22 protein-coding genes are annotated in these 19893 nt (G+C 69.9%); 4 read left to right on the plus strand and 18 right to left on the minus strand.

The window, feature by feature from the left end; genetic code table 11:
- Positions 1-19: 19 nt before the first annotated feature.
- The 4 genes from AB0B45_RS11330 to AB0B45_RS11345 form a co-directional block, all read right to left on the minus strand.
- Positions 20-808: a WecB/TagA/CpsF family glycosyltransferase gene (locus AB0B45_RS11330; protein WP_358128455.1), complete on the minus strand. Its 789-nt coding sequence runs from the start codon at positions 806-808 to the stop codon at positions 20-22.
- The gene (locus AB0B45_RS11335) at positions 805-2160 is read right to left on the minus strand and encodes an O-antigen ligase family protein (RefSeq protein WP_358128458.1); all 1356 of its coding nucleotides are present in this window, start codon (positions 2158-2160) and stop codon (positions 805-807) included. Before AB0B45_RS11335 ends, AB0B45_RS11330 begins: the two co-directional genes overlap by 4 nt.
- A complete protein-coding gene (locus AB0B45_RS11340; RefSeq protein WP_358128462.1) occupies positions 2157-2840 on the minus strand; it encodes a hypothetical protein in 684 nt (227 codons plus the stop codon). The genes AB0B45_RS11335 and AB0B45_RS11340 overlap by 4 nt, the downstream gene beginning before the upstream one ends.
- A 64-nt stretch (positions 2841-2904) precedes the next feature.
- A complete protein-coding gene (locus AB0B45_RS11345; RefSeq protein WP_358128465.1) occupies positions 2905-3699 on the minus strand; it encodes a hypothetical protein in 795 nt (264 codons plus the stop codon).
- A 215-nt stretch (positions 3700-3914) separates the two neighbouring features.
- On the opposite strand from AB0B45_RS11345, the gene AB0B45_RS11350 reads away from it, so the two are divergent.
- Positions 3915-4835 carry a glycosyltransferase gene (locus AB0B45_RS11350; protein WP_358128468.1) on the plus strand — a complete coding sequence of 307 codons (921 nt, stop codon included), beginning with the start codon at positions 3915-3917 and terminating at the stop codon, positions 4833-4835.
- Between the two features lies 1 nt (position 4836).
- Here the strand turns inward: AB0B45_RS11350 and AB0B45_RS11355 are convergent, their stop codons facing one another.
- The 7 genes from AB0B45_RS11355 to AB0B45_RS11385 are packed head-to-tail and all read right to left on the minus strand — an operon-like array spanning position 4837 to position 12147.
- On the minus strand, positions 4837-6285 hold the full coding sequence (locus AB0B45_RS11355; protein WP_358128471.1) for a lipopolysaccharide biosynthesis protein: 1449 nt from the start codon (positions 6283-6285) through the stop codon (positions 4837-4839).
- A gap of 9 nt (positions 6286-6294) precedes the next feature.
- A complete protein-coding gene (locus AB0B45_RS11360; protein ID WP_358128474.1) occupies positions 6295-7263 on the minus strand; it encodes a hypothetical protein in 969 nt (322 codons plus the stop codon).
- Entirely contained in the window at positions 7232-8500 is a 1269-nt protein-coding gene (locus AB0B45_RS11365) for a DUF4910 domain-containing protein (protein WP_358128477.1), read from the minus strand. Before AB0B45_RS11365 ends, AB0B45_RS11360 begins: the two co-directional genes overlap by 32 nt.
- Positions 8497-9516: an SDR family oxidoreductase gene (locus tag AB0B45_RS11370; protein WP_358128479.1), complete on the minus strand. Its 1020-nt coding sequence runs from the start codon at positions 9514-9516 to the stop codon at positions 8497-8499. Before AB0B45_RS11370 ends, AB0B45_RS11365 begins: the two co-directional genes overlap by 4 nt.
- A gap of 9 nt (positions 9517-9525) precedes the next feature.
- A complete protein-coding gene (locus AB0B45_RS11375; RefSeq protein ID WP_358128481.1) occupies positions 9526-10167 on the minus strand; it encodes a PIG-L family deacetylase in 642 nt (213 codons plus the stop codon).
- Positions 10139-10948, minus strand: coding sequence for a sugar phosphate nucleotidyltransferase (locus AB0B45_RS11380; RefSeq protein ID WP_358128484.1), 810 nt, complete (start codon positions 10946-10948; stop codon positions 10139-10141). Before AB0B45_RS11380 ends, AB0B45_RS11375 begins: the two co-directional genes overlap by 29 nt.
- Entirely contained in the window at positions 10945-12147 is a 1203-nt protein-coding gene (locus tag AB0B45_RS11385) for a class I SAM-dependent methyltransferase (RefSeq protein ID WP_358128486.1), read from the minus strand. Before AB0B45_RS11385 ends, AB0B45_RS11380 begins: the two co-directional genes overlap by 4 nt.
- Positions 12148-12216: 69 nt before the next feature.
- Between AB0B45_RS11385 and rfbC the strand changes: the two genes are divergently transcribed.
- Entirely contained in the window at positions 12217-12786 is a 570-nt protein-coding gene (rfbC, locus tag AB0B45_RS11390; protein ID WP_358128489.1) for a dTDP-4-dehydrorhamnose 3,5-epimerase, read from the plus strand.
- Here the strand turns inward: rfbC and rfbD are convergent.
- The 7 genes from rfbD to AB0B45_RS11425 all read right to left on the minus strand — a co-directional run bounded on the left by rfbD (position 12768) and on the right by AB0B45_RS11425 (position 19123).
- Positions 12768-13619 carry a dTDP-4-dehydrorhamnose reductase gene (gene rfbD / locus AB0B45_RS11395; protein WP_358128492.1) on the minus strand — a complete coding sequence of 284 codons (852 nt, stop codon included), beginning with the start codon at positions 13617-13619 and terminating at the stop codon, positions 12768-12770. The genes rfbC and rfbD overlap by 19 nt on opposite strands.
- Positions 13616-14542: a dTDP-glucose 4,6-dehydratase gene (rfbB, locus tag AB0B45_RS11400; RefSeq protein ID WP_358128495.1), complete on the minus strand. Its 927-nt coding sequence runs from the start codon at positions 14540-14542 to the stop codon at positions 13616-13618. Before rfbB ends, rfbD begins: the two co-directional genes overlap by 4 nt.
- On the minus strand, positions 14539-15603 hold the full coding sequence (locus tag AB0B45_RS11405; protein WP_358128498.1) for a glucose-1-phosphate thymidylyltransferase: 1065 nt from the start codon (positions 15601-15603) through the stop codon (positions 14539-14541). Before AB0B45_RS11405 ends, rfbB begins: the two co-directional genes overlap by 4 nt.
- Positions 15604-15605: 2 nt before the next feature.
- On the minus strand, positions 15606-17060 hold the full coding sequence (locus AB0B45_RS11410; protein WP_358128500.1) for a sugar transferase: 1455 nt from the start codon (positions 17058-17060) through the stop codon (positions 15606-15608).
- Positions 17061-17288: 228 nt separating this feature from the next.
- Positions 17289-17630, minus strand: coding sequence for a hypothetical protein (locus tag AB0B45_RS11415; RefSeq protein WP_358128503.1), 342 nt, complete (start codon positions 17628-17630; stop codon positions 17289-17291).
- Positions 17631-17658: 28 nt separating this feature from the next.
- A complete protein-coding gene (locus tag AB0B45_RS11420) occupies positions 17659-18273 on the minus strand; it encodes a GntR family transcriptional regulator (protein ID WP_358128506.1) in 615 nt (204 codons plus the stop codon).
- A complete protein-coding gene (locus AB0B45_RS11425; protein WP_358128509.1) occupies positions 18236-19123 on the minus strand; it encodes an EamA family transporter in 888 nt (295 codons plus the stop codon). The genes AB0B45_RS11420 and AB0B45_RS11425 overlap by 38 nt, the downstream gene beginning before the upstream one ends.
- 63 nt (positions 19124-19186) lie before the next feature.
- On the opposite strand from AB0B45_RS11425, the gene AB0B45_RS11430 reads away from it, so the two are divergent.
- Positions 19187-19594 carry a ribonuclease domain-containing protein gene (locus tag AB0B45_RS11430; RefSeq protein WP_358128512.1) on the plus strand — a complete coding sequence of 136 codons (408 nt, stop codon included), beginning with the start codon at positions 19187-19189 and terminating at the stop codon, positions 19592-19594.
- Complete coding sequence (locus tag AB0B45_RS11435) at positions 19591-19893, plus strand: barstar family protein (RefSeq protein ID WP_358128515.1); 303 nt, start codon at positions 19591-19593, stop codon at positions 19891-19893. The genes AB0B45_RS11430 and AB0B45_RS11435 overlap by 4 nt, the downstream gene beginning before the upstream one ends.

Here is a 19893-nt window from a genome sequence, read left to right on the forward strand (position 1 = left end):
ATCAACCATTCTCGCGAGCTCAGGGCCTGCGTCCGGCGAGCCGCCGCACGGCGGCGATGGCGAGCACCTTGACGGCGAACGGGGCGTCCTCCCACAGGTAGCGGCGGGCCAGCCTGCCGGGCTCCAGCCAGAGCCGGTGGAGCCACTCGCCGCCGATCCGCTGCAACCCCTCGGGAGCGCGCCTGAACTGCCCGGCCGCCATCGGGATCCCCGCGCCGCAGCCGAGGTACCAGGCGCGGGACAGTCGCGACCGGAGAGCGGCGATGGTCCTTTCCTGCTTGGGGAAGCCCAGCCCGACCAGGACGAGGTCGGGGGCGGCGGCGGCCACCTTGTCCACGGTTTCGCGCATGCCCTCCGCCGTCGCGTCGAAGCCGAAGGGCGGCGAGTGGCTGCCCGCCACGCGCAGACCGGGGTAGCGCCCTGCGAGCACCCGCCCCGCGCGCTCCGCGATGCCCGGCTCGCCGCCGAGCAGGAAGACCGAGCGGCCCTCCGCCGCGGCGCGCTCGCTGAGGCTCCACACGAGAGAGGCGCCGGTGACGCGCTCGGGCACGCCGAGCCCCGACAGCCTGGCCGCCCAGACCACGGGCATGCCGTCGGCGACGACCAGCTCGGCCTCGGCCACCAGCGCGGCCAGCGCCGGGTCACCGCCGGCCTTGCGGACGATGTCCACGTTCGCGGTGACGATCGACCCGCCTTCGCCGCGCGCCCACGCCGCGGCGACGCGGTCGGCGACGTCGGCTTCGCTGAGCGCCATGACCGCGACCGCGCCGACGCGAACGCGCTCGGGGACCGAGGCGGGACCGCTCACCGCACCGCCTTCTCGTCCCGCGCCGCCTCCACGACTTCCTTCCCCTGCGGTACGGCACGCACCGCCCGGAGCAGCGCTCCCGCCAGGCCCACGAACAGGAAGGCGATCCCGCTGGTCGTCTCGAAGGCGTTGAGGTCGAAGGTCGCGCAGCCGACCAGGGGGACCAGCATCGACGCGGCCAGGCTCAGGCCCAGGTCGCGGGTGGTCGCGTCGGTGGACAGCGCCCGCGCCCTCAGCGCGGCCCAGATGGCGGTCAGGAAGAGACCGAGCAGGGTCGCCACCCCGAGCAGGCCGCCTTCGACGGTCGTCAGCAGGTACTGGTTGTCGAAGACGATGTCGTAGGGCGGGTACCAGGTGCCGTGGCCCCTGCCGAGCAGCGGGTGCTGCTCGAACGCGTTGAGGGCGATGGCGTAGTCGGCGGTCCTGTAGCGGATGCTGGAGTCGTTGCCGATGTTGTCGAACAGCCCGGCGATCGCGCCGACGAGTCCTGGAGCGGCCAGCCGTACGACCGCGAGGAAGAAGACGAGCGCGACGATCGCCTGGACACGCCGCCTGGCGGGCCAGTGGGACAGCAGCAGCAGCCCCGCCGCGATCAGCCCGAGCACGGGCGAGCGCGAGGCGGAGAACACCAGGCCCGCGGCGATGAGCGCGCAGGCCACCCACCAGCGCAGCGCGGGCAGGCCCCGCTCGCGGGCGGCGAAGGCGTAGTGCAGCGCGATGGGCAGGATCATCGAGCACACCACGCCGAACTCGATGGGATGGCTGGTGGTGGCCGCGGCCCTGTTGAGGCCGTTGCGTTCGAGGATCGCGGGCGCCTCGCCCCTGATGCGCGTGCCGGGCACGATCACGTCGAGGGTCGGGTCGTAGGAGAACAGGAACTGGATGCCGCCGATCACGCCGAGGATGGCGCCCGCGACGACGGCGGTCTTCAGCACCAGGTCGATGCGGTCTCTTCCGCGGACGCCGTCGCAAGCCACCAGCGCGACGCCGACGAGGGCGAGCGCGATGACGCCGATGTGGTCGGCCAGCTCCAGCTGGCGCGGCTCCAGATAGGCGACGGCGGCCTGGGCGTAGCTGGCCAGGTAGGCGACCGCGTAGAGGTAGATGGCCGTGCGGACCGGGTTGAAGCCCTTGGCCGCGCCGAGCGTGAGCGTGAAGTGCGCGCAGAACCACCACAGCACCGCGAACAGACCCACGGCCTCGGCGGGGGTCAGCGCGAACGGCAGGCCCCTGAGGATGAGCCTCGCGGGCACGACCATGAGGACGACGACGAAGAACGCCGCGAACGTGGCTCCGTCGGCCCTGCGTCCCGTGGAACGGTCCGTGACCGGTGGCGCGAGGACTGCGGTCACCGCTGGAGTACCTCTTCGCGCACGGGGGCGGCCTGCACCGGATTGGCGCGTTCCCGCCTGCGGCGATACAGCGCCGCCGTCACGCTCTCGGTGGCGAAGGAGGCGGCCAGGCTGGCGAGCAGACCCAGGAGGAGGACGGCCGCGGTGTAGCGCAGCTTGTCGTTGCGCAGCGCCACGGCGTCGGTCGGCGGCAGGATCTCCGTGAGGATGATGAAGGTCGTGGGCGGCGCCTTGAGCTGCACCTGGCGCTTGTCGAGCTCGGCCCTGGCCCGCTGGGTCACCCGCGTGACGATCTCCTTGGCGGCGCGCGGGTCCGAGCTCATGCCCTCGATGAGGACGAACGGCTGGCTGAAGAGCAGCTCGGGGTTGGGGCTGCCGTTGTTGACCTCGTAGGTGGTCTCGCCGTGCGGCCTGGCCCCGAGCTTGGTCATCGTGTCCTCGGAGCCCAGGATCTGGACGAGGACCTCCGCTGTCATGTTCAACCCGTAGTTGTAGTTCAGCAGCGGGTTGGCTTCCATGATCTGGTCGCGCCTGTCGCCCAGCGTCGAAGGACCGGTGATCGGCACGGTGAGCGACAGCACGGCCGACGACTGGTACATCGGCGGGATGCTCGCGTATATGCCGTAGGAGCCCGCGAGCGTCAGTAACAGGGCTGGGATGGCGACGTACCAACGCCGCAACACGACTCCGACCGCCCCCCAGAAATCCAACTCATCCCCTCACTAACCGATAAAGCACGATAAATCAGCTGTTTTCCGGGTCGTCGTCGTCTTTCACGACCGGGATCGGCATCGTGTGGTCGACGGTGGATTCCATGTTCCTGGCCTTTTCCTTGCCTTCGGCGAAGACCAGCACCTTGCCGTTCAGCTTGCGCGGCGGCGTGACCTTCCTCCCCACCGGCTCGGGCCGCGCCTGCTTCTCCTCGGCCGCCGGTACGGCCCGGCCGCGGCGCAGGACCAGCAGCTGCGCCAGCCCGAGCCCGAACGCCATCCCCAGACCGAACGCGCCGAAGGTGGCGACGAGCGTGTTGCCCCACACCGCCTTGGGCTCGAGGGTGGTCACGTCGTTGAGCGCGATGTAGGTGCTGGTCGGAGCGCCCAGGATGCGCTGCTGGTTGAGGAGTTCGGCGCGGATGCGCTTCTCGGCCCTGGCGATCGTGTCCAGGACGGTCGCGCTGGAGGGAGCCTCCACCGCGACGTGGACGAAGGGGCCCGCCGTCGTGATGCCCATCAGCGCGGCGTTGGAGCGACCGTCGTCGACGGTGAGCTTGACGGGGCCGCCGTCCACGATGCCCAGTTCCTTCTGGATCGCGGGGTTGTTCATCGTCAGGATGAGGATGCCGGCGACCGTCCGCATGCTGTCGTTGTACTGCAGGAGCGGGTTGGTCAGGCCGACCGGCTTGGTCTTGTCGAGGGACAGGGTGCCCCCCGAGGGCGGAGCGACGAGGATCATGGACGAGCTGGCCGCGTAGCGGGCCGGCACTTGGAAGAAGGCCACGGCGCCCAGGCCCAGCGATACCAGGACGACCGGCAGAGTCACCCACTTCCGTCTTAACAGCCCAAAAACACTCTCCCAGAAGCTCATACTTACCCCCCACGCTTCCGGATTGGTACATATATCTAGGCGACCCAAGTTCGGGACCTACAGCCCTCTATCTGAAGATCGCCCCTCAACGTTACGGTTATCCGGCTAGCGAGTCCACACCGGATAAATCCTGACCTGCCTTTTCGCTTAGCCGTAATGGAGGCTGACAAATGGCCGAAAATTCACCGTCGCTCGTGGGGCGCGCGGCGCCGGAGATCGGGCTCGGCCTGTGCGTCTACAACGGCGAGCCGTACCTCAGCGGCTCTCTGGCCTCGATCCTCGCCCAGGAGGACGCCGACTTCGAGCTCGTAATCGCGGACAACTGCTCCACCGACGCGACCGAGGAGATCTGCAGGGAGGCGGCCAGGAACGATCCACGAGTCCGCTACCTGCGGCGCGACCGGAACATCGGCGTCATCGCGACCCACAACCAGATCATCGGAGAGGCGCGCGGGGAGTTCTTCGCCTGGGTGACCTCCGACGACGAGTACCGCAAGGACCGCCTGTCGGCGCTGGCGGCGGCGCTGCGCGACAGCCCTGCGGCCTCGATGGCCTTCTCGGGAGCCGAGGAGGTCGACGGTGAGGGCAACCTGATCGAGGTCTGGCGCACCACGGCGGCAACCGACCATCCCGACCCGATCGTGCGGCTGCGCGCCAAGCTCGACTTCTACGACGAGACGCTGCAGTTCTACGGCCTGATGCGGCGCGGCGTCCTGGAGCGGGCGATGCCCTTGCAGCCCATCGTGGCGTGCGACAGGGTGCTGCTCGCGCAGCTCGCCCTGCTCGGCCCCATGGTCGCGGTGAACGAGCCGCTGCTGTGGCACCGCAACCACGCGGGCAGCGTCAGCAGAGCCAACCACGCGCGGACCTTCCGCAGGCGGGAGGCGCCGCAGGAGAACCCGCGCTGGTTCCTGCCGAACGTGGAGGAGGGCCGCTGTCTGCTGCGCGTCATCAACCACACGCCGATGAGCGGGGCCGCGCGGCTGCGGGCCTACGCCGCGATGCGCCCGTGGCTGAGGCGCAACGCGGCGCCGATGGCCCGCAACGTCGCCCACGTGGGCGTCGGCCTGGTGCGCGGCGGGACCAGCTGACTCAGCCGGCGACGAGGGTGCGGATCTCCCTGAGCCTGGCTCGGGAGATCCCCACCACGGTGTAGGCGATCAGCCCCGCGCCGCCCGCGAGCGCCAGCCGTACCAGTGAGAAGGCGCCGTCTGTCGCCGTCATCACCAGCCAGGCCACCACGCCCGCCGCCAGCCCTCCGGCCAGTGGCCTGACCGCCGCGGGGCCGATCGGCCCGAGCGCCACGCCCACCCGGTGGAGCAGCAGCCCCGTCAGCGGAAGGGTGACCAGCACGCCGACGGCCGCGTGCGCGATCGCCACCCCCTGGATGCCGTCGAGCCGCGCGCCGAAGTACAGCGAGGGGATCAGCGCCACCGCCCACACGACCTTGAGCAGCGCGATGGAGCCGACCGCGCCCACCGAGGTGAGCACGTCAGAGCAGATGTTCATGAGCATCCGCACCGCCATGACCACCATGAGGAACGACAGGGCGGCGGCCGAGGGCAGCCACTTGTCGCCGTAGAGGAACGGCACCACGATCGGCGCGAGCACGGCGACCAGGACCGCGACCGGCGTCACCACGATCAGCAACATCGGCACGATCTGCTGCACCTTGGCCGAGAGGTCCTCGGGCCGCTCGTCCGCCACCCTGGAGAAGCCGGGCAACGTGACGTGCCGCAGCGCCTCCCCGATCAGTCCTGGCACCCAGTTGGAGACATTGAGCGCCAGGAGGTAGTAGCCGAGCACGGTCGCGCCGAACGCCTTGCCGACGATGATGGAGTCGGCGTTCAGCAGCAGCGCCTCCACGCCCAGGCCGAGGGCCAGCGGCATGCCGAAACGCAAGAGCCTGGTCATCGGCTCGCGCCGCAGCCCGAACCTGATCGGCTCCTTCGACCAGATGATCATCAGGATGCCGCTCACCGCCGTCGAGGCGACGGCTCCGCAGGCGAAGCTGTAGGGGCCGAAGCCGGCCAGCGCGCAGCCGATCGACAGCGGCACCTGCACCGCCACCCCCACCATGGTCGCGATGGCGATCCTGCCCTGCTGGAACCTGCGTAACAGGACGGCGCTGCGCACTCCGACCAGCCCGTCGATGACGATGAGCAGCGCCATCACCCTGACCATGCCTGCGGCGTCGGCGTTGCCCGCGAACCCCGCGAAGGCGGGGGCGCCGAACCACAACGCGGTGTAGACGGTCAGGCTGAAGCCGAGCACCATCGTGGTCGCGGTGGGCAGCACGTCCTCGATCCTGCCGCGCCACTGGACGATCGCGGCCACAATGCCGGCGTCGTTGATGTGCCAGAGGAACTGCTGGGCGGCCAGCGCGACCGCGTAGATGCCGAAGTCGGCGGGGGCCAGCAGGCGCGCGAGGACCAGCCCCATGCCGAAGGAGGCGAGCCTGGTGGCCACCCTCGCCACCAGCCCCCATCGCAGGCCCTTCCCCGCCGACCCGGCCCTGTCGGTGGTCTCAGTCTCTGGCATGTGCCTTACCTAACTTTCTTGGTCGACCCGTTCGAGCCAGATCTCCCGCCAGTAGCCGAAGTGGCCGCGCGGGCAGTTGAAGTTGTGCCTGCCGGGGCAGACGAAGTCCTCGATGAGCACGCTGGGCGTCTTCATCTCGAGCATCCGGCCGGTCGTCTCGTCGAGGCAGCGTTCGACCTTGCCCGCGACGACGCCGGTCTTGCCGCAGTACATGGCGAGGTCGTTGTCGAACCCCATGCCTCTGTTGCGGAGGTTGGCATCCAGAGTGTCGGCGATCTCGGTCTTGGACCTGACACGCACCAACTCTCCGGGTTTGAGATCGAGCTCGGCAACGGGTGTCGGACCGACCACCCTGCCCTTTAGGAACCCCCAGGCGAGCCCGTCCCTGAACCACAGCCGTCTGGGCAGGATCCGGGTGCTCCACGCCTGGAGCCTGCCGAACAGCGCGATCAGGAAGCCGCGCAGCGTCTCGACAGCGGCGACGTTGCCCGAGCGGTAGTCCCAGAGGAACTGGCGCAGGTCCTTGAGCGGCAGCCGCTCCGGAGCCGCCCTGAGGATCTCCGTCGCCTGGCAGGCGTAGCGCGGCTCGCCGTCCTCGAACGGCTCCCTCGTGGTGGCACGCTCCAGGATGGTGACGTCGACGGGGCCCGCTGACCGCCGCGGCTCCCTGTCGTCGGCCTTCCGCAACCAGGCCGTCTTCCAGTAGGTGAGGCAGGCGGCCTGACAGCCGCCGTGCGACTCGCCGTCGCAGCGCGCGCCCGTGAGGTGGACGGCGTCGCGCATCCGCCTGATGCCGGTGCGCTCGATGGTGTCGCAGAGCTTGTGCGCCACCTTCTCGACCGTCATCCGCCTGCCGCAGAAGGCCAGCATCTCCGGCATGAACGGCAGCCCGTCGAGCTCGCCGTTGTGGTCCAGCGTCGCCAGGATCTCCTCGGCGCTCAGGACCTCAACCAGGTCCCCCACCTTGTACTCGATCAACGTGCCCCTCCTCTTTCAACAGGCCGGCCTTGGCGAGCGCGCTAGCGGCTGCGCTCACCCCGGCGAAAGGGATCCCCGAACGGACCGCGATGTCCAGCAGGCTGTGCTCTCCGTCGGAGAGGTTGAGCACCCACAGAATCGCCATCTGGTCGATGTCTGGACTTCCGTACAGGCCGCGCGGGCCGAGCCATGGCTCGCCGTACGGCTCGAGATTGAGGTATCTGCGTTCCTCCTCCAGCACCTGGACGATCTCCTCGACGGCGGCGAGGGTGTGCTCCATCGCCTCCTGCGTGACGAAGGACGGATCGTCCGCCGAGGTGTGATATTCGGGGAACTCGCCGTCGGGCGTTCTGGTCAGCCGCCCGACCGGCAGGTTGAAGCCGGGCGAGCAGAAGTGGCGTTCGTCGTAGCCGAACGGGACGAAGTCGCGCACCTCGTGCTCGCGCGTGGACAGGACGTGCGCGGCCGCCCTGTCGATCAGCGCGTCGCCCCTGCGGCTGCGCTTGTAGGTCAGCCTGCCCGGGTCGCCCGCGCAGGCCAGCACCAGTCCGTGCGTGATCCGCCCGATCGTGTCCCTGTTGTCGGCCAGCCAGGTGATCGCGCCGAGGGCCGCGGGCGCGAACAGGAACCGGTAGGTGAGGCGGGGCCGCCGTCCCGCCAGCCTGGAGGCCAGCTCGATGGCGACCGCGATGCCCGCGAGCGTCTCGTTGGCGAGCGCGGGGTGGCAGGTGTGGCAGGAGATGAGCACCTCCTCGCCGGTACGGCCGCGCACCACGTGCTCGCCGTAGGTGAGGTGCCCGTCGGCCAGCGTCGAGTCGATCCGCACCTCGTACTCGCCCTCGGGCAGCTCCCGCAGCGCGTTCTCGCTGAGGCAGAAGCCCCAGTCCTTCTTGAAGTAGCCGGTCCTGTACGGCACCAGGTCCGGCTGGGCTGGCAGCGTGTGCAGGCGCGGGCGCAGCTCCTCCAGCGTCATCGTCGCCGAGACGGGCACGCTGTTGCCCACGACGTGCAGCGGCGACCTGGCGAAGTCGATCACCCTGCGCCCCGTGGCGTCCTTGACGTAGGCGTCGGTGATGTTCCACTCCTGGGGCACGACCCAGTCGAGGACCCGCGTTCCCGTGGGCACCTCGTGCAGCTCCAGCGGGATCGTCTCGGCGATGATCGCCAGCGTGCGCCGCACGCCGTCGCCCGTCATGCTGCGGCAGATCGGGTGCAGCCGCTCGACCAGTTCCTTCACGGCCGCAGGGTCTCGTCGACGGTGCCCTCGGCGCGCCGGGCGGCGAGCCTGGACAGGCGGGTGAAGCGGTGGTCGAAGGCATCCTGGGTGAGCCCGTGCTCCCTGTAGGCGTCGACCAGTTCGCGGGCGCCCGCCTTGACCGACCAGACCGCCTCGTAGCCCGGGAGCGCGGCGCGGACGCGGGCGAAGTCCACCCGGTAGGAGCGCGGGTCGTTGCCCGCCTCGCCGGTGATGAGCAGCTCCGATCCCGGCACGGCCTCGACGACCTCGGCCGCGATCTCCGCGACCGTCACGTTGTTCTGCTCCGAGCCGACGTTGAAGGCCAGGGCGTGTACGGCTTCGCGCGGCGCGACCAGCGCCAGCTCGAAGGCGCGGGCGATGTCCTGGGCGTGGACGAGCGGCCGCCACGGCGTGCCGTCCGAGAGCACCCGCACGGTGCCGGTCAGCAGCGCGTGGCCGACGAGGTTGTTCAGCACGATGTCGGCGCGCAGCCGCGGCGAGAACCCGAACGCGGTGGCGTTGCGCAGGAAGACGGGCGAGAAGTCGTCGTCGGCCAGCTCGCGCAGGTCGTCCTCGACCCGCACCTTCGACTCGGCGTAGGGGGTGACGGGCCGCAGCGGCGCGTCCTCGGCGACCAGTCCCTCTCCTCCCGACGCGCCGTAGACCGAGCACGTGGAGGCGTAGAGAAAGCGGCGCACGCCCGCCTCGCGGGCGAGCCTGGCCAGCCGTACGGAGGCATGGTGGTTGATGTCGTAGGTCAGCTCGGGCGCCAGCGCGCCGAGCGGGTCGTTGGACAGGGCTGCCAGGTGGATCACCGCGTCGAAGCCCTCGACGTGCTCGGGGCCCACGTCCCGCAGGTCCACCGCGTGGCAGGGCGGGTCGGCCGGGGCGGGGCCCAGCACGCAGTCGGCGAACAGCCCCGAGTCGAGGCCGAACACCTCATGGCCCGCCGCGGTGATGATCGGGGCCATCACGGTGCCCAGATAGCCCTGGTGGCCGGTCAACAGAACGCGCACAACTGCTCCTTAGTAGCTCAGCACGAGCTTGGTGGCGTGGAAGGCTTCGGCGTACCGGCTCTGGCACTGCACGCCCCGCACGCGGGCCAGCCCGCCGAAGGTCTCGGCGTCGAACCAGCTCCGGCCGTGCTGTGAGGGGTAGTGCTCGTGCAGCAGGCCGATCTTCTCGGTCAGCAGGTCGTCGGCCATGGGCACGAAGACGTTGGGCTGGGCCAGGTCGGACTCCCATTTGAGGATCTCGTAGCCGAGCACGTGGTGGTCGCGGAAGACCGTGGGCACCAGCTCGGCCAGCCCCCTGTGGTCCTGGTGGGCGTCGTGCGGTGAGGGCGCGAGGACCAGCCCCGGGTCGCAGGCCGCCCGCAGCTCGTGCAGGGCGTCCTTGGCGCGTTCCCAGTGCGCGGGCAGGCGGCCGTCCGGCAGGTCGAGGACGCGCACGTCGAGCTCGGCCTTGGGGCAGAACGCGGCCAGCGCGGCGCGTTCCTCGGCTTCGCGCTCGGTGCCCGCGCCCGACATCACCAGCGCCGTGACCCGCAGGCCCGGCCGGGCGCGGCACAGGCCGAGCAGCGTGCCGCCCGCGCCGATGGCGAGGTCGTCGCAGTGGGCGCCGAGCAGGGCGATCTCCTCAGACCGCCCTGGAGAGAGCCGCAACACCGGCGATCCGCCTTCCCTCCCACAGCGCCCATGGCCGTTCGCCCCTGGAGTACTCCTCGTCCAGCGCGACCCGCTCCTTGACCGTGTCGGTGGGCCGCCAGAAGCCCCTGTAGGGGTAGGCGAGGAGCCTGCCCTCCTTGGCCATCGCGGCGCAGGCGTCGGCGACCAGGTCGCCGCCCGGCGGGATCAGGTCGAAGACCTCGGGGCGCAGGACGAAGTAGCCGCCGTTGATCCACAGCGGCATCTCGGTGACCGGCGTGATGCCGCCGACCCTGCCGTTCTCCCCCAGCTCGACGCAGTGAAAGGTGCCGGGAGGCGGGACGACCATCATCGACGCGCCCGCGTCCGAGGCGCGGAAGTTGTCGATCATCACGTCGAGCGGGGCGTCGGTGAGCACGTCGGCGTAGTTGGCGAGGAACATCTGCTCCCCGTCGAGATGCCTGCGCACCCTGCGCAGCCGCTCGCCGATCGGGGAGTCCGTCCCGGTGTGGACGAACGAGATGGACCAGTCGGAGATGTCCGTCGACAGCAGCTCGATCTTGCCGTCGCGCAGGACGAAGTCGTTGGAGGCGGTCTCCTGGTAGTTCAGGAAGAAGCTCTTGATGTGCTCGGCCCCGTAGCCCAGGCACAGGATGAACTCCTTGTGCCCGTAGTGGGCGTAGTAGCGCATCACGTGCCAGATGAGCGGCCTCGGGCCGACGGGCTGCATCGGCTTGGGCAGGTCGGTGACGCCGTCGCGCATCCGGGTCCCGCGACCGCCGCAGAAGAGGACGACCTTCACACGACCTCCAACCGCGGGATGGGGAAGACGAGCCTGCCGCCCCAGTCGTGGACGTAGGAGAGCTGGCCGACCAGTTCGTCGCGCAGGTTCCACGGCAGGACGAGCACGTAGTCGGGGCGGTCCTCGGCGATCCGCTCGGGCGGCAGGATCGGGATCCGCGCGCCGGGGGTGAACCTGCCGTGCTTGTAGGGGTTGCGGTCGACGGTGTAGGCCAGCAGGTCGGGGCGGACGCCGCAGTGGTTGAGCAGCGTGTTGCCCTTGCCCGGCGCGCCGTAACCGACGACCGTCCTGCCCTCGTCCGCCGCGTCGATGAGGAAGCGCAGCAGGTCTCGGCGGACCTTGGCGACGCGGGCGGCGAAGTCGGCGTATCCGGAGAGTTCCAGGAGCCCCGCGGCCTTCTCGCGGGCGATCACGTCGTGCACCCGCGCGGACGGCGTGCCGTACGGCTTGGCCCACAGCCTGATCGACCCGCCGTGCGTGGGCAGCAGTTCCACGTCGACCAGCGTCAGGCCGCCGACGGCCAGCGCCCGCTGGGCGGCGGCGACCGTGTAGTACTGGAAGTGCTCGTGGTAGATCGTGTCGTACTGGTTGAGCTCCATGAGCGTCAGCAGGTGCTGCACCTCGACGGAGACCACGCCGTCGTCGGCCACCAGGTTGCGCAGCCCCCGGGTGAAGCCGACCACGTCGGGGATATGGGCGTAGACGTTGTTGGCGACCACGACGTCGGCGGGGCCGTGCTCGTCGCGCACCCGCTGCCCGACCTCCGGAGACAGGAACTCGGTGAGCGTCGGCACGCCCTTCTCCACCGCCGCCGCTCCCACGTTGGCCGAGGGCTCGATGCCCAGGCAGCGCACCCCGCGCGCCGCCACGTGCTGGAGCAGGTAGCCGTCGTTGCTCGCCACCTCGACCACGAACGAGTCCGGCCGCAGCGCCAGCCCGTCGACGAAGCGTCCTGCGTGCCCGACCCAGGAGGAGGAGTAGGAGGAGAAGTAGGCGTACTCGGTGAACGTCTCCTCCGGCGTGATCAGCGGCGGGAGCTGCGCCAGCCAGCACGAGGTGCACACCCGCAGATGCAGCGGATACGTCGCCTCGGGCTGGTCGAGCTGGTCGGCTGTGAGGAACAGCTCGCACGGCGGAGTCGCGCCGAGATCGACGACTCCTACCAGCTCATTCGACCCACATAACCGGCAAATGGTCATCTGTAGTCTCCAGACACAGGGGTTATTCGGGGATGGAACAGCAGGTGTTACAGCTCTACTCTTCGGATCATGAAGCCCCTCAGCATCGACGGCGCGTGGGCGTTCACCCCTCGTGTCCACGCCGATCCCCGCGGCAGCTTCCTGGAGGCGTTCCGCGCCGCCGACCTGCCGGTCCCCTTCGAGCTCGCCCAGGTCAACTGCTCGGTGTCCAAGGCGGGGGTGCTGCGCGGCATCCACTTCGCCGACGTGCCGCCAGGGCAGGCCAAGTACGTGATGTGCGTGTCGGGCAGCGTCCTGGACGTCGTGGTCGATCTGCGGGTCGGCTCGCCGGGCTTCGGCAGGTGGGAGGCCGTCGCCCTCGACGACAGCGAGCGGGCCGCCGTCTACCTCTCCGAGGGCCTGGGCCACGGGTTCATGGCGCTGAGCGAGGAGGCCACGGTCGTCTACCTGTGCTCCACGCCGTACAACCCTTCGGCTGAGCACGGCGTGCACCCGCTCAGCCTGGGCATCGAGTGGCCGGGCCTGGAGCCGCTGCTGTCGGAGAAGGACGCCGCCGCCCCCACGCTCGACGCGGCGCTGGAGGCCGGGCTGCTGCCCGACTACGCCACCTGCCGGCGGTTCTACGCGGAGCGGCACTGACGGGCCTCCTCGCTCGCCATCACCGGCCAGGCCGCGTGCAGCGCCGTCCGCCAGTGCCTGATCGGCTCGCACCTGGTGTTGGCCAGCACGCTGCTGGAGGGGCGGGGCGCGGGCCGGGGAAAGCGCGAGCTCGGCACCGGCCTGACCCTGTCGGGGTCCGCACCGAGAAGGGTGAAGACCTCCCTGGCCAGGCCGTACCAGGTGGTCTCGCCCGAGCTCGTGCCGTGGTAGACGCCTGGCATCAGGTCGGACCTGGCGATCCGCACCAGGAAGGCGGCCAGGTCCACGGTCCACGTCGGCTGGCCGCGCTGGTCGTTGACGACGTCCACGGTGTCGCGCTCGGCGGCCGATCTGATCATGGTCCTGACGAAGTTGGGGCCGTGCGCGCCGTAGAGCCAGGCCGTGCGCACCACGTAGTGCCCCGCCGCCGCCAGCTCGCCGGCCAGCTTGGTCCTGCCGTAGGCGTTGACCGGCCCCGGCTGGTCGTCCTCCCTGTACGGCACGCGCGAACGCCCGTCGAAGACGTAGTCCGTCGACAGGTGGATCAACCGCGCCCCCGCCCACGAACAGGCGTCGGCCAGCACCGCGACCGCGTGCCCGTTGATCGCCAGCGCCTCCGCCTCCCTGCTCTCGGCCTCGTCGACGGCGGTCCACGCCGCGCAGTTGACCACCACGTCCGGCCGGTGGCCGCTGACCAGGTCGCGGACCGCCCGCTCGTCGCACAGGTCGAGTTCGGCGCGGGTCGGCGCCAGGATTTGCTCACCGGACAGGGCCACCAGGTCGAGCACGTCGGCGGCGAGCATGCTCCCGCCGCCGGTGATCAGCCATCTCACTCCCACCAGTCCCTGTGGTCGGTGTACCAGCGGATCGTGTCCTTCAGCCCCTGGTCGAAGGGGATCGCGGCCTGGTAGCCCATCGCGCGCAGCCTGCCGTCGTCGAGGGAGTAGCGGCGGTCGTGGCCCTTGCGGTCGGCCACGGGCTCGACCTGGTCCCAGCCCTTGCCGAACGCCTCCAGGATGCGGCCGGTCAGCTCCTTGTTGGTCAGCTCGGCGGTGCCCGCGATGTGGTACACCTCGCCGGACGCGCCGCGCTCGGCCACCAGCCTGATGCCCGCGCAGTGGTCGGCGACGTGGATCCAGTCGCGGACGTTGCCGCCGTCGCCGTACAGGGGGACCTTCCTGCCTGTGAGCAGGTTGGTCACGAACAGCGGGATGACCTTCTCCGGGTACTGCATCGGCCCGTAGTTGTTGCCGCATCTGGTGATCGACACGTTCAGCCCGTGCGTGATCGCGTAGGCGCGGGCGATCAGGTCTCCGCTCGCCTTCGAGGCCGCGTACGGCGAGCGCGGCCGCAGCGGCGCGTCCTCCTTCCACGACCCGGCGTCGATCGAGCCGTAGACCTCGTCGGTCGAGACCTGCACCACCCTCGGCACGGCCGCCGCGACGCAGGCCTCCAGCAGCGTCTGGGTGCCGAGCACGTTGGTGCGCACGAACTCGCCCGCGCCCTCGATCGAGCGGTCCACGTGCGACTCGGCGGCGAAGTTGACGACGAGGTCGTGCCCGGGGACCGTCTCAGCGAGCACGCTCGGGTCGCAGATGTCGCCATGGACGAAGGTGTGCGGGACCCCTTCGAGGTTGCGCCGGTTGCCCGCGTAGGTGAGCTTGTCGAGCACGGTCACCTCGGCCTCGCCCGACATGAGCCGGGCGAAGTGCGAGCCGATGAAGCCGGCGCCCCCTGTCACCAGGATTCTCTTCATGAACTGATCTGCACCTTGCTGTGATCGCCCAGCACGAGTCTGTGGGCTCTTGGTGTGTTGGGCGCCGGCGTCACCTGGACGTCGTGGCCGATGAGCGACGACTCGATCCTGCCCACCCCTTCGATGGAGGAGCGGGCCAGCACGATCGAGTACTCGATCTCGCTGTGGGAGATGACGCAGTCGGCGCCGATCGAGGTGAACGGGCCGACGTAGCTGTCGCTGACGCGCGCGCCCGAGCCGATGACCGCCGGCCCGACGATACGTGAGTTCTCGACCGTCGCGTCCGCCTCCACCACGACCCTGCCGATCAGCTCGCTGCCGGTGGACGTGCCGAGCAGGCGTGGTTCGAGCGACTCCAGGACCAGCCGGTTCACCTCCAGCATGTCCTCGACGTTGCCGGTGTCCTTCCAGTAGCCGGTGATCGGGGTGGACTCCACCCTGCGGCCGTCGTCGATCAGCCACTGGATCGCGTCGGTGATCTCCAACTCGCCCCGCCACGACGGCTTCAGCTCGGCCACCGCCTCGTGGATGGCCGGGCTGAACAGGTACACCCCGACCAGGGCGAGGTCGCTCTTGGGCGCGGCGGGCTTCTCCTCCAGCCCGACCACCCGGCCCGCGTGATCGAGCTCGGCCACGCCGAACTGCCGCGGGTCGCCGACCCTGGTCAGCATGATCTGCGCGTCGGGCCGCTCGGCGGTGAACGACGACACGATCTCGTTGATCCCGCCGACGACGAAGTTGTCGCCCAGGTACATGACGAAGTCGTCGTCGCCCAGGTAGTCGCGGGCGATGAGGACGGCGTGCGCCAGGCCGAGCGGCGCCGTCTGGCGCAGATAGGTCACCTGTACGCCGAAGGCGGAGCCGTCGCCGACCGCCGCCTCGATCTCGGCGTGGCTGTCGCCGACCACGATGCCGATCTCCGCGATGCCCGCGGCCGCGATCGACTCCAGCCCGTAGAAGAGCACGGGCTTGTTGGCCACGGGCACGAGCTGCTTGGCCGAGGTGTGGGTGATCGGCCGCAGCCGGGTACCCGATCCTCCCGCCAGCACGAGTGCTTTCACCGCTAGTAAGCCCCTTCTCCGCGGGTCACGACCGACCAGGTCTTCCAGAGGATCTGCAGGTCGAGGATGAGCGACCACCTCTCGACGTAGCGCAGGTCGAGCCTGACCGATTCCTCCCAGCTGAGGTCGGATCGGCCGCTGACCTGCCAGAGGCCGGTCATGCCCGGCTTGACGACGAGCCTGCGGCGCACGTCCGTGCCGTACTCGGCGACCTCTTCGGGCAGCGGCGGCCTGGGCCCGACCAGCGACATCTGACCGCTGATGACGTTGAACAGCTGGGGGATCTCGTCGAGCGAGTAGCGGCGCAGGAAGCGGCCGATCCCGGTGATCCTTGGATCGTTCCTTATCTTGAAGAGAACGCCGTCGACGTCGTTGGCCTCCAGCAGCGAGCTCTTGAGCCGTTCGGCGTCCACGACCATCGTCCTGAACTTCCACACCCTGAACTCCCTGCCACCCTTACCCACCCTGACCTGCCTGAAGAAGGCGGGCCCCGGGCTGGTCACCCTGATCAGCAGCGCGATCAGCACGAACGCCGGGAGCAGCACGACGAGCGCGAGGCTGGCCATCACGCGGTCGAAGATGTTCTTGACGATCTGCTTCGCCCCGTCGAACTCCGGATGGTCGACGTGTAACAGCGGCATCCCCGCGACCGGGCGGATGCTGATGCGCGGCCCCGCCACGTCCATGAGAGCCGGCGCGACGAACAGGTCGGTGCGCTGCTCCTCCAGGCTCCAGGCGAGCCTGCGCAGCGTGCCGCCGTCGAGTTCGGGGCAGGCGGCGACGGCGACGGCGTCGGCCTGTGTGCGGGACACGGCCTCGGCCACGTCCCCGAGCCCGCCGAGCACGGGCAGGCCGTCCACGTCGCGGTCGCCCTGCGTTATGGGCAGGCAGACGCCCACGACCCGCATCCCGTGATGCGGTTCCCTCCTGAATTGCATGATCAGATCGAGTACGGCGGCGCGATGGCCCACGGCGATGACATGACGCATGTACTCCCCGCGGACCCTGGCTAAATGGAGTTTTTTGCGCACCCGAAATCTGAACACCAGGGTCAGGACGAGTGCGAGCGGAAGGGCGGCCATGACGAAACTCCGCGCGATGCCGGTCTGCGTGGCATAAGCGCCAATCGCCACCGCGGCCATCAGTCCCACACCGCCGTTGAATACCGCCCTGAACTCCTCGCTCCCCTCGCCGTGTCCCCTTTCCCTGTAGGCCGCGCTCAGCTGCATGCTGACGGGCCACGACACCGTCAGCACCGCGCCGACCATGAGATCCTCGGTCGGAATGTAGGCCCCGAACAGCAGTTTCGTCCCCACCACCACGGCGCACGCCGCGAAGGCGCACGCCACGTCACCTGCTCGTAGAAACCGGACATAGGGCCGAGTCCAAATGCTCGGCGCCCTTTCTGGCACCCTTTGGAGAAGCACGACATCGGGCTCCCCCGCTCCCACGCTCATAGCACCCCACCCTGGAAATCTGCTACGACATCGCAAGACGCCCATCCGCCCCGGTGGTTTACACCCTTCGCTTCGACACCAAGAGCGGCAATCCCCACTAAAGAGTAAAGATCAAGTCGGGATCCGGATATAAGAGCAGATGACCAACATCGGACGCATTTCGCGCTTGACGGGAACGGTCCATTAGTGCCAAAAGCACAGGTGATCACATGCTGTGACAGTGTGTGATCAGTCGTATTCGAGGTCAGGGAGCGAGGAGGGCGGCTCAGGACTCCGCCACACCACGATCACTCCGTCACGGGCGGTCTCCGCCGCCAGGTGCAGCCGATCGAGATCGAAGTCGGGCAGGTAGCGCAGCCGGGCGAGGAACGTGGCGTCGGTGGCCGACCTGGGCACGACGCAGCCCTCCCCGTCGCGGTCGAGGAGGATGTAGAGGATCTCGGTTTCGGTCTCGGCCGCGACTCGAACCTCGACGACGTCCTCCCAGGCGAGGGCCTCGACGCTGCCGTCAGCGTAGTGACGGGTCACGCCCTCCTCTGTGACGTACACGTAGGAGTCCGGCACGTGCATGGCCGCGATTCTTGCGACCTTTGCCCTGTTACCGCAAGGGATCGGAGCCCCAGGAATGGCCGAGATGCTCCTTGACAACAGTCTGTGCGTCGCCGCCCGCTATCGCGTCAAGAAGTGCGCGGTGTTCGGCGACCAGTTGCTCGCGGTCCTCGTACACCCTGCGCAGCCCGACGAGCCCCAGCCGCGTCTCCGCGGCGAGCGCCCCGTACAGCCTGACCAGCCGCGGGCTGCCCACCGCCTCGATCAGCGCGGCGTGCAGCGCCATGTGCTCGGCCACCACGTCCGACCACGGCGCGTCGTCCGGCAGCGCGGCCATCCGCTCCAGCGCCGCGTCGGCCTCGGGCACCCTCCGGCCCGCCAGTGCGCGCGCCATCAGGTCCTCCAGCGGCCTGCGGACGAACATCAGGTCGTCGAGGTCCTCGATCGTCACCTCGGGGACATAGGCGCTGCGGTTACGCTCGCGCCTGAGCAGCCCCTCGTGGACGAGCGCGGCCAGCGCCTCCCTGACCGTGGGCCTGGCGACGCCGTAGAGTGCGGCGAGCTCCTGCTCGGGCAACGGCGTGCCCGGATCGATCTCGCCCGACAGCACCCGCTGCCGCAGCGCGTCAGCGAGCGCGCTGACCGTCGACACCGGCCTCAGCACTGATCGGCTCCCTTTCTGGTGCCGGCCGTCCTTCCCTGGTCGGCTTTCTGCTCGGGACGGCCACCGCCACGAGGCTAACGCCCAGGAGCACCAGCCCGCCCCATGACACGGGGCTCAGTGTCTCGTGCAGCACGACCAGGCCGAGCAGCGCGGCGACCGCGGGCTCGGTGAGGGCGAGGGTGGCCGCGGTGGCGACGGGGGTGGTGCGCAGGCCCCTGCCGTACAGGAAGTAGGCCAGGGCCGTGGTGCCGAGGCCGAGGTAGAGGGCGGCGAGCAGGCCGCGCGGCTCGGCGAGCCAGCCGGGACCCGTCGCGATCAGGATCGGCAGCATGATGGCGGCGGCGCCGCCGAACATCACGCCCATCACGCCGTCGGACGGCGCGCCTGCGTCGATGGCGCGGGCCGCCGTGACCGCGTAGAAGGCATAGAGGAGGCCGCCGAGCAGAGCCAGGAGCACGCCTTCGACGACCTGGTCGCCCGCTTGGGCCCCGCCGCCCGCGACCAGCGCGGCGCATCCCGCGATGGCGGCGGCCGTCGCCGCTGCCCACCGCGCGGAGAACTGCCGGGAGAGCAGTCCGGTGAAGACGGGGCCGCTGCCGATCGCGACGACGGTGCCGATGGCCACCCCCGTACGGCTGACCGCGGCGAAGAAGCACAGCTGGTAGGCGGCCACGGCGACCGCGCCCAGCAGCAGGGCGGGCGTGATCCGCACCCCTCTGGCCATGAAGGCGAGCACGAGCCCGCCGATGACGAGGCGAGCCGCGGCGACGGAGACGGGATCGGCGGTGATCAGCAACCCTGCCGTGCCGGCCGTGCCCCAGAGGACCGCGGCAGCGAGGACGTTCTTCATAAGAGGATTGTCTGACAACTAGACAAAGTTCGTCCAGTCATTTGTCCGGGTACGCCAGGAGAGGTGAATCTCAGGGGCATCGCGGCGCTCCCGCTCGCCATCGGAACGTTCATCGGGGGCTGCGGCGCCGCCACCGCTCCGGCGACACTGCCCGAGGAGTCGCGCTCCGCGCCCCCACCGGCGGCACTGCCCGAGAAGGCGCTGTCCGCGCTTCCTCCTGAGGCGGCCAAGACCTGGCGGCTCATCCAGAGCGACGGCCCCTTCCCCTACCGGCGCGACGGCGTGGTCTTCCAGAACCGCGAGCGCATCCTGCCCCAGCAGAAGCGCGGCTACTACCACGAGTACACGGTGCCGACCCCCGGCTCACCCGACAGGGGGGCGCGCAGGCTCGTCACCGGCGCCAGGGTCGACGAGCTCTACTACACGGGCGACCACTACCGGTCCTTCGTCGCGGTGGACGTGAAGCGATGAGATTCGAGCACCGGGTCGACGGCGCGCGGCTCGACACCTCCGACAGCGTGATGACCGCCATCGCCTCCGCGCTGAAGTTCCCCTCCTACTTCGGCTACAACCTCGACGCCCTCTACGACAGCCTCACCGACCTGTCGTGGCTCCCCCCTGGTGAGCACGTGCTCGTCTGGACGAACCCGGGGGCGTTGCGCGCGGCCGACGCCACCGCCTACGACGCGATCGCCGTCGTGCTGGCCGACGCGGTCGCCGACGGCACCGGCGGCGACGCCTATCTGTCCATCGTCCTGCGGGCCGACTGA

The organism is Nonomuraea sp. NPDC049152, assembly GCF_040648355.1.
Classification (GTDB): Bacteria; Actinomycetota; Actinomycetes; order Streptosporangiales; family Streptosporangiaceae; genus Nonomuraea.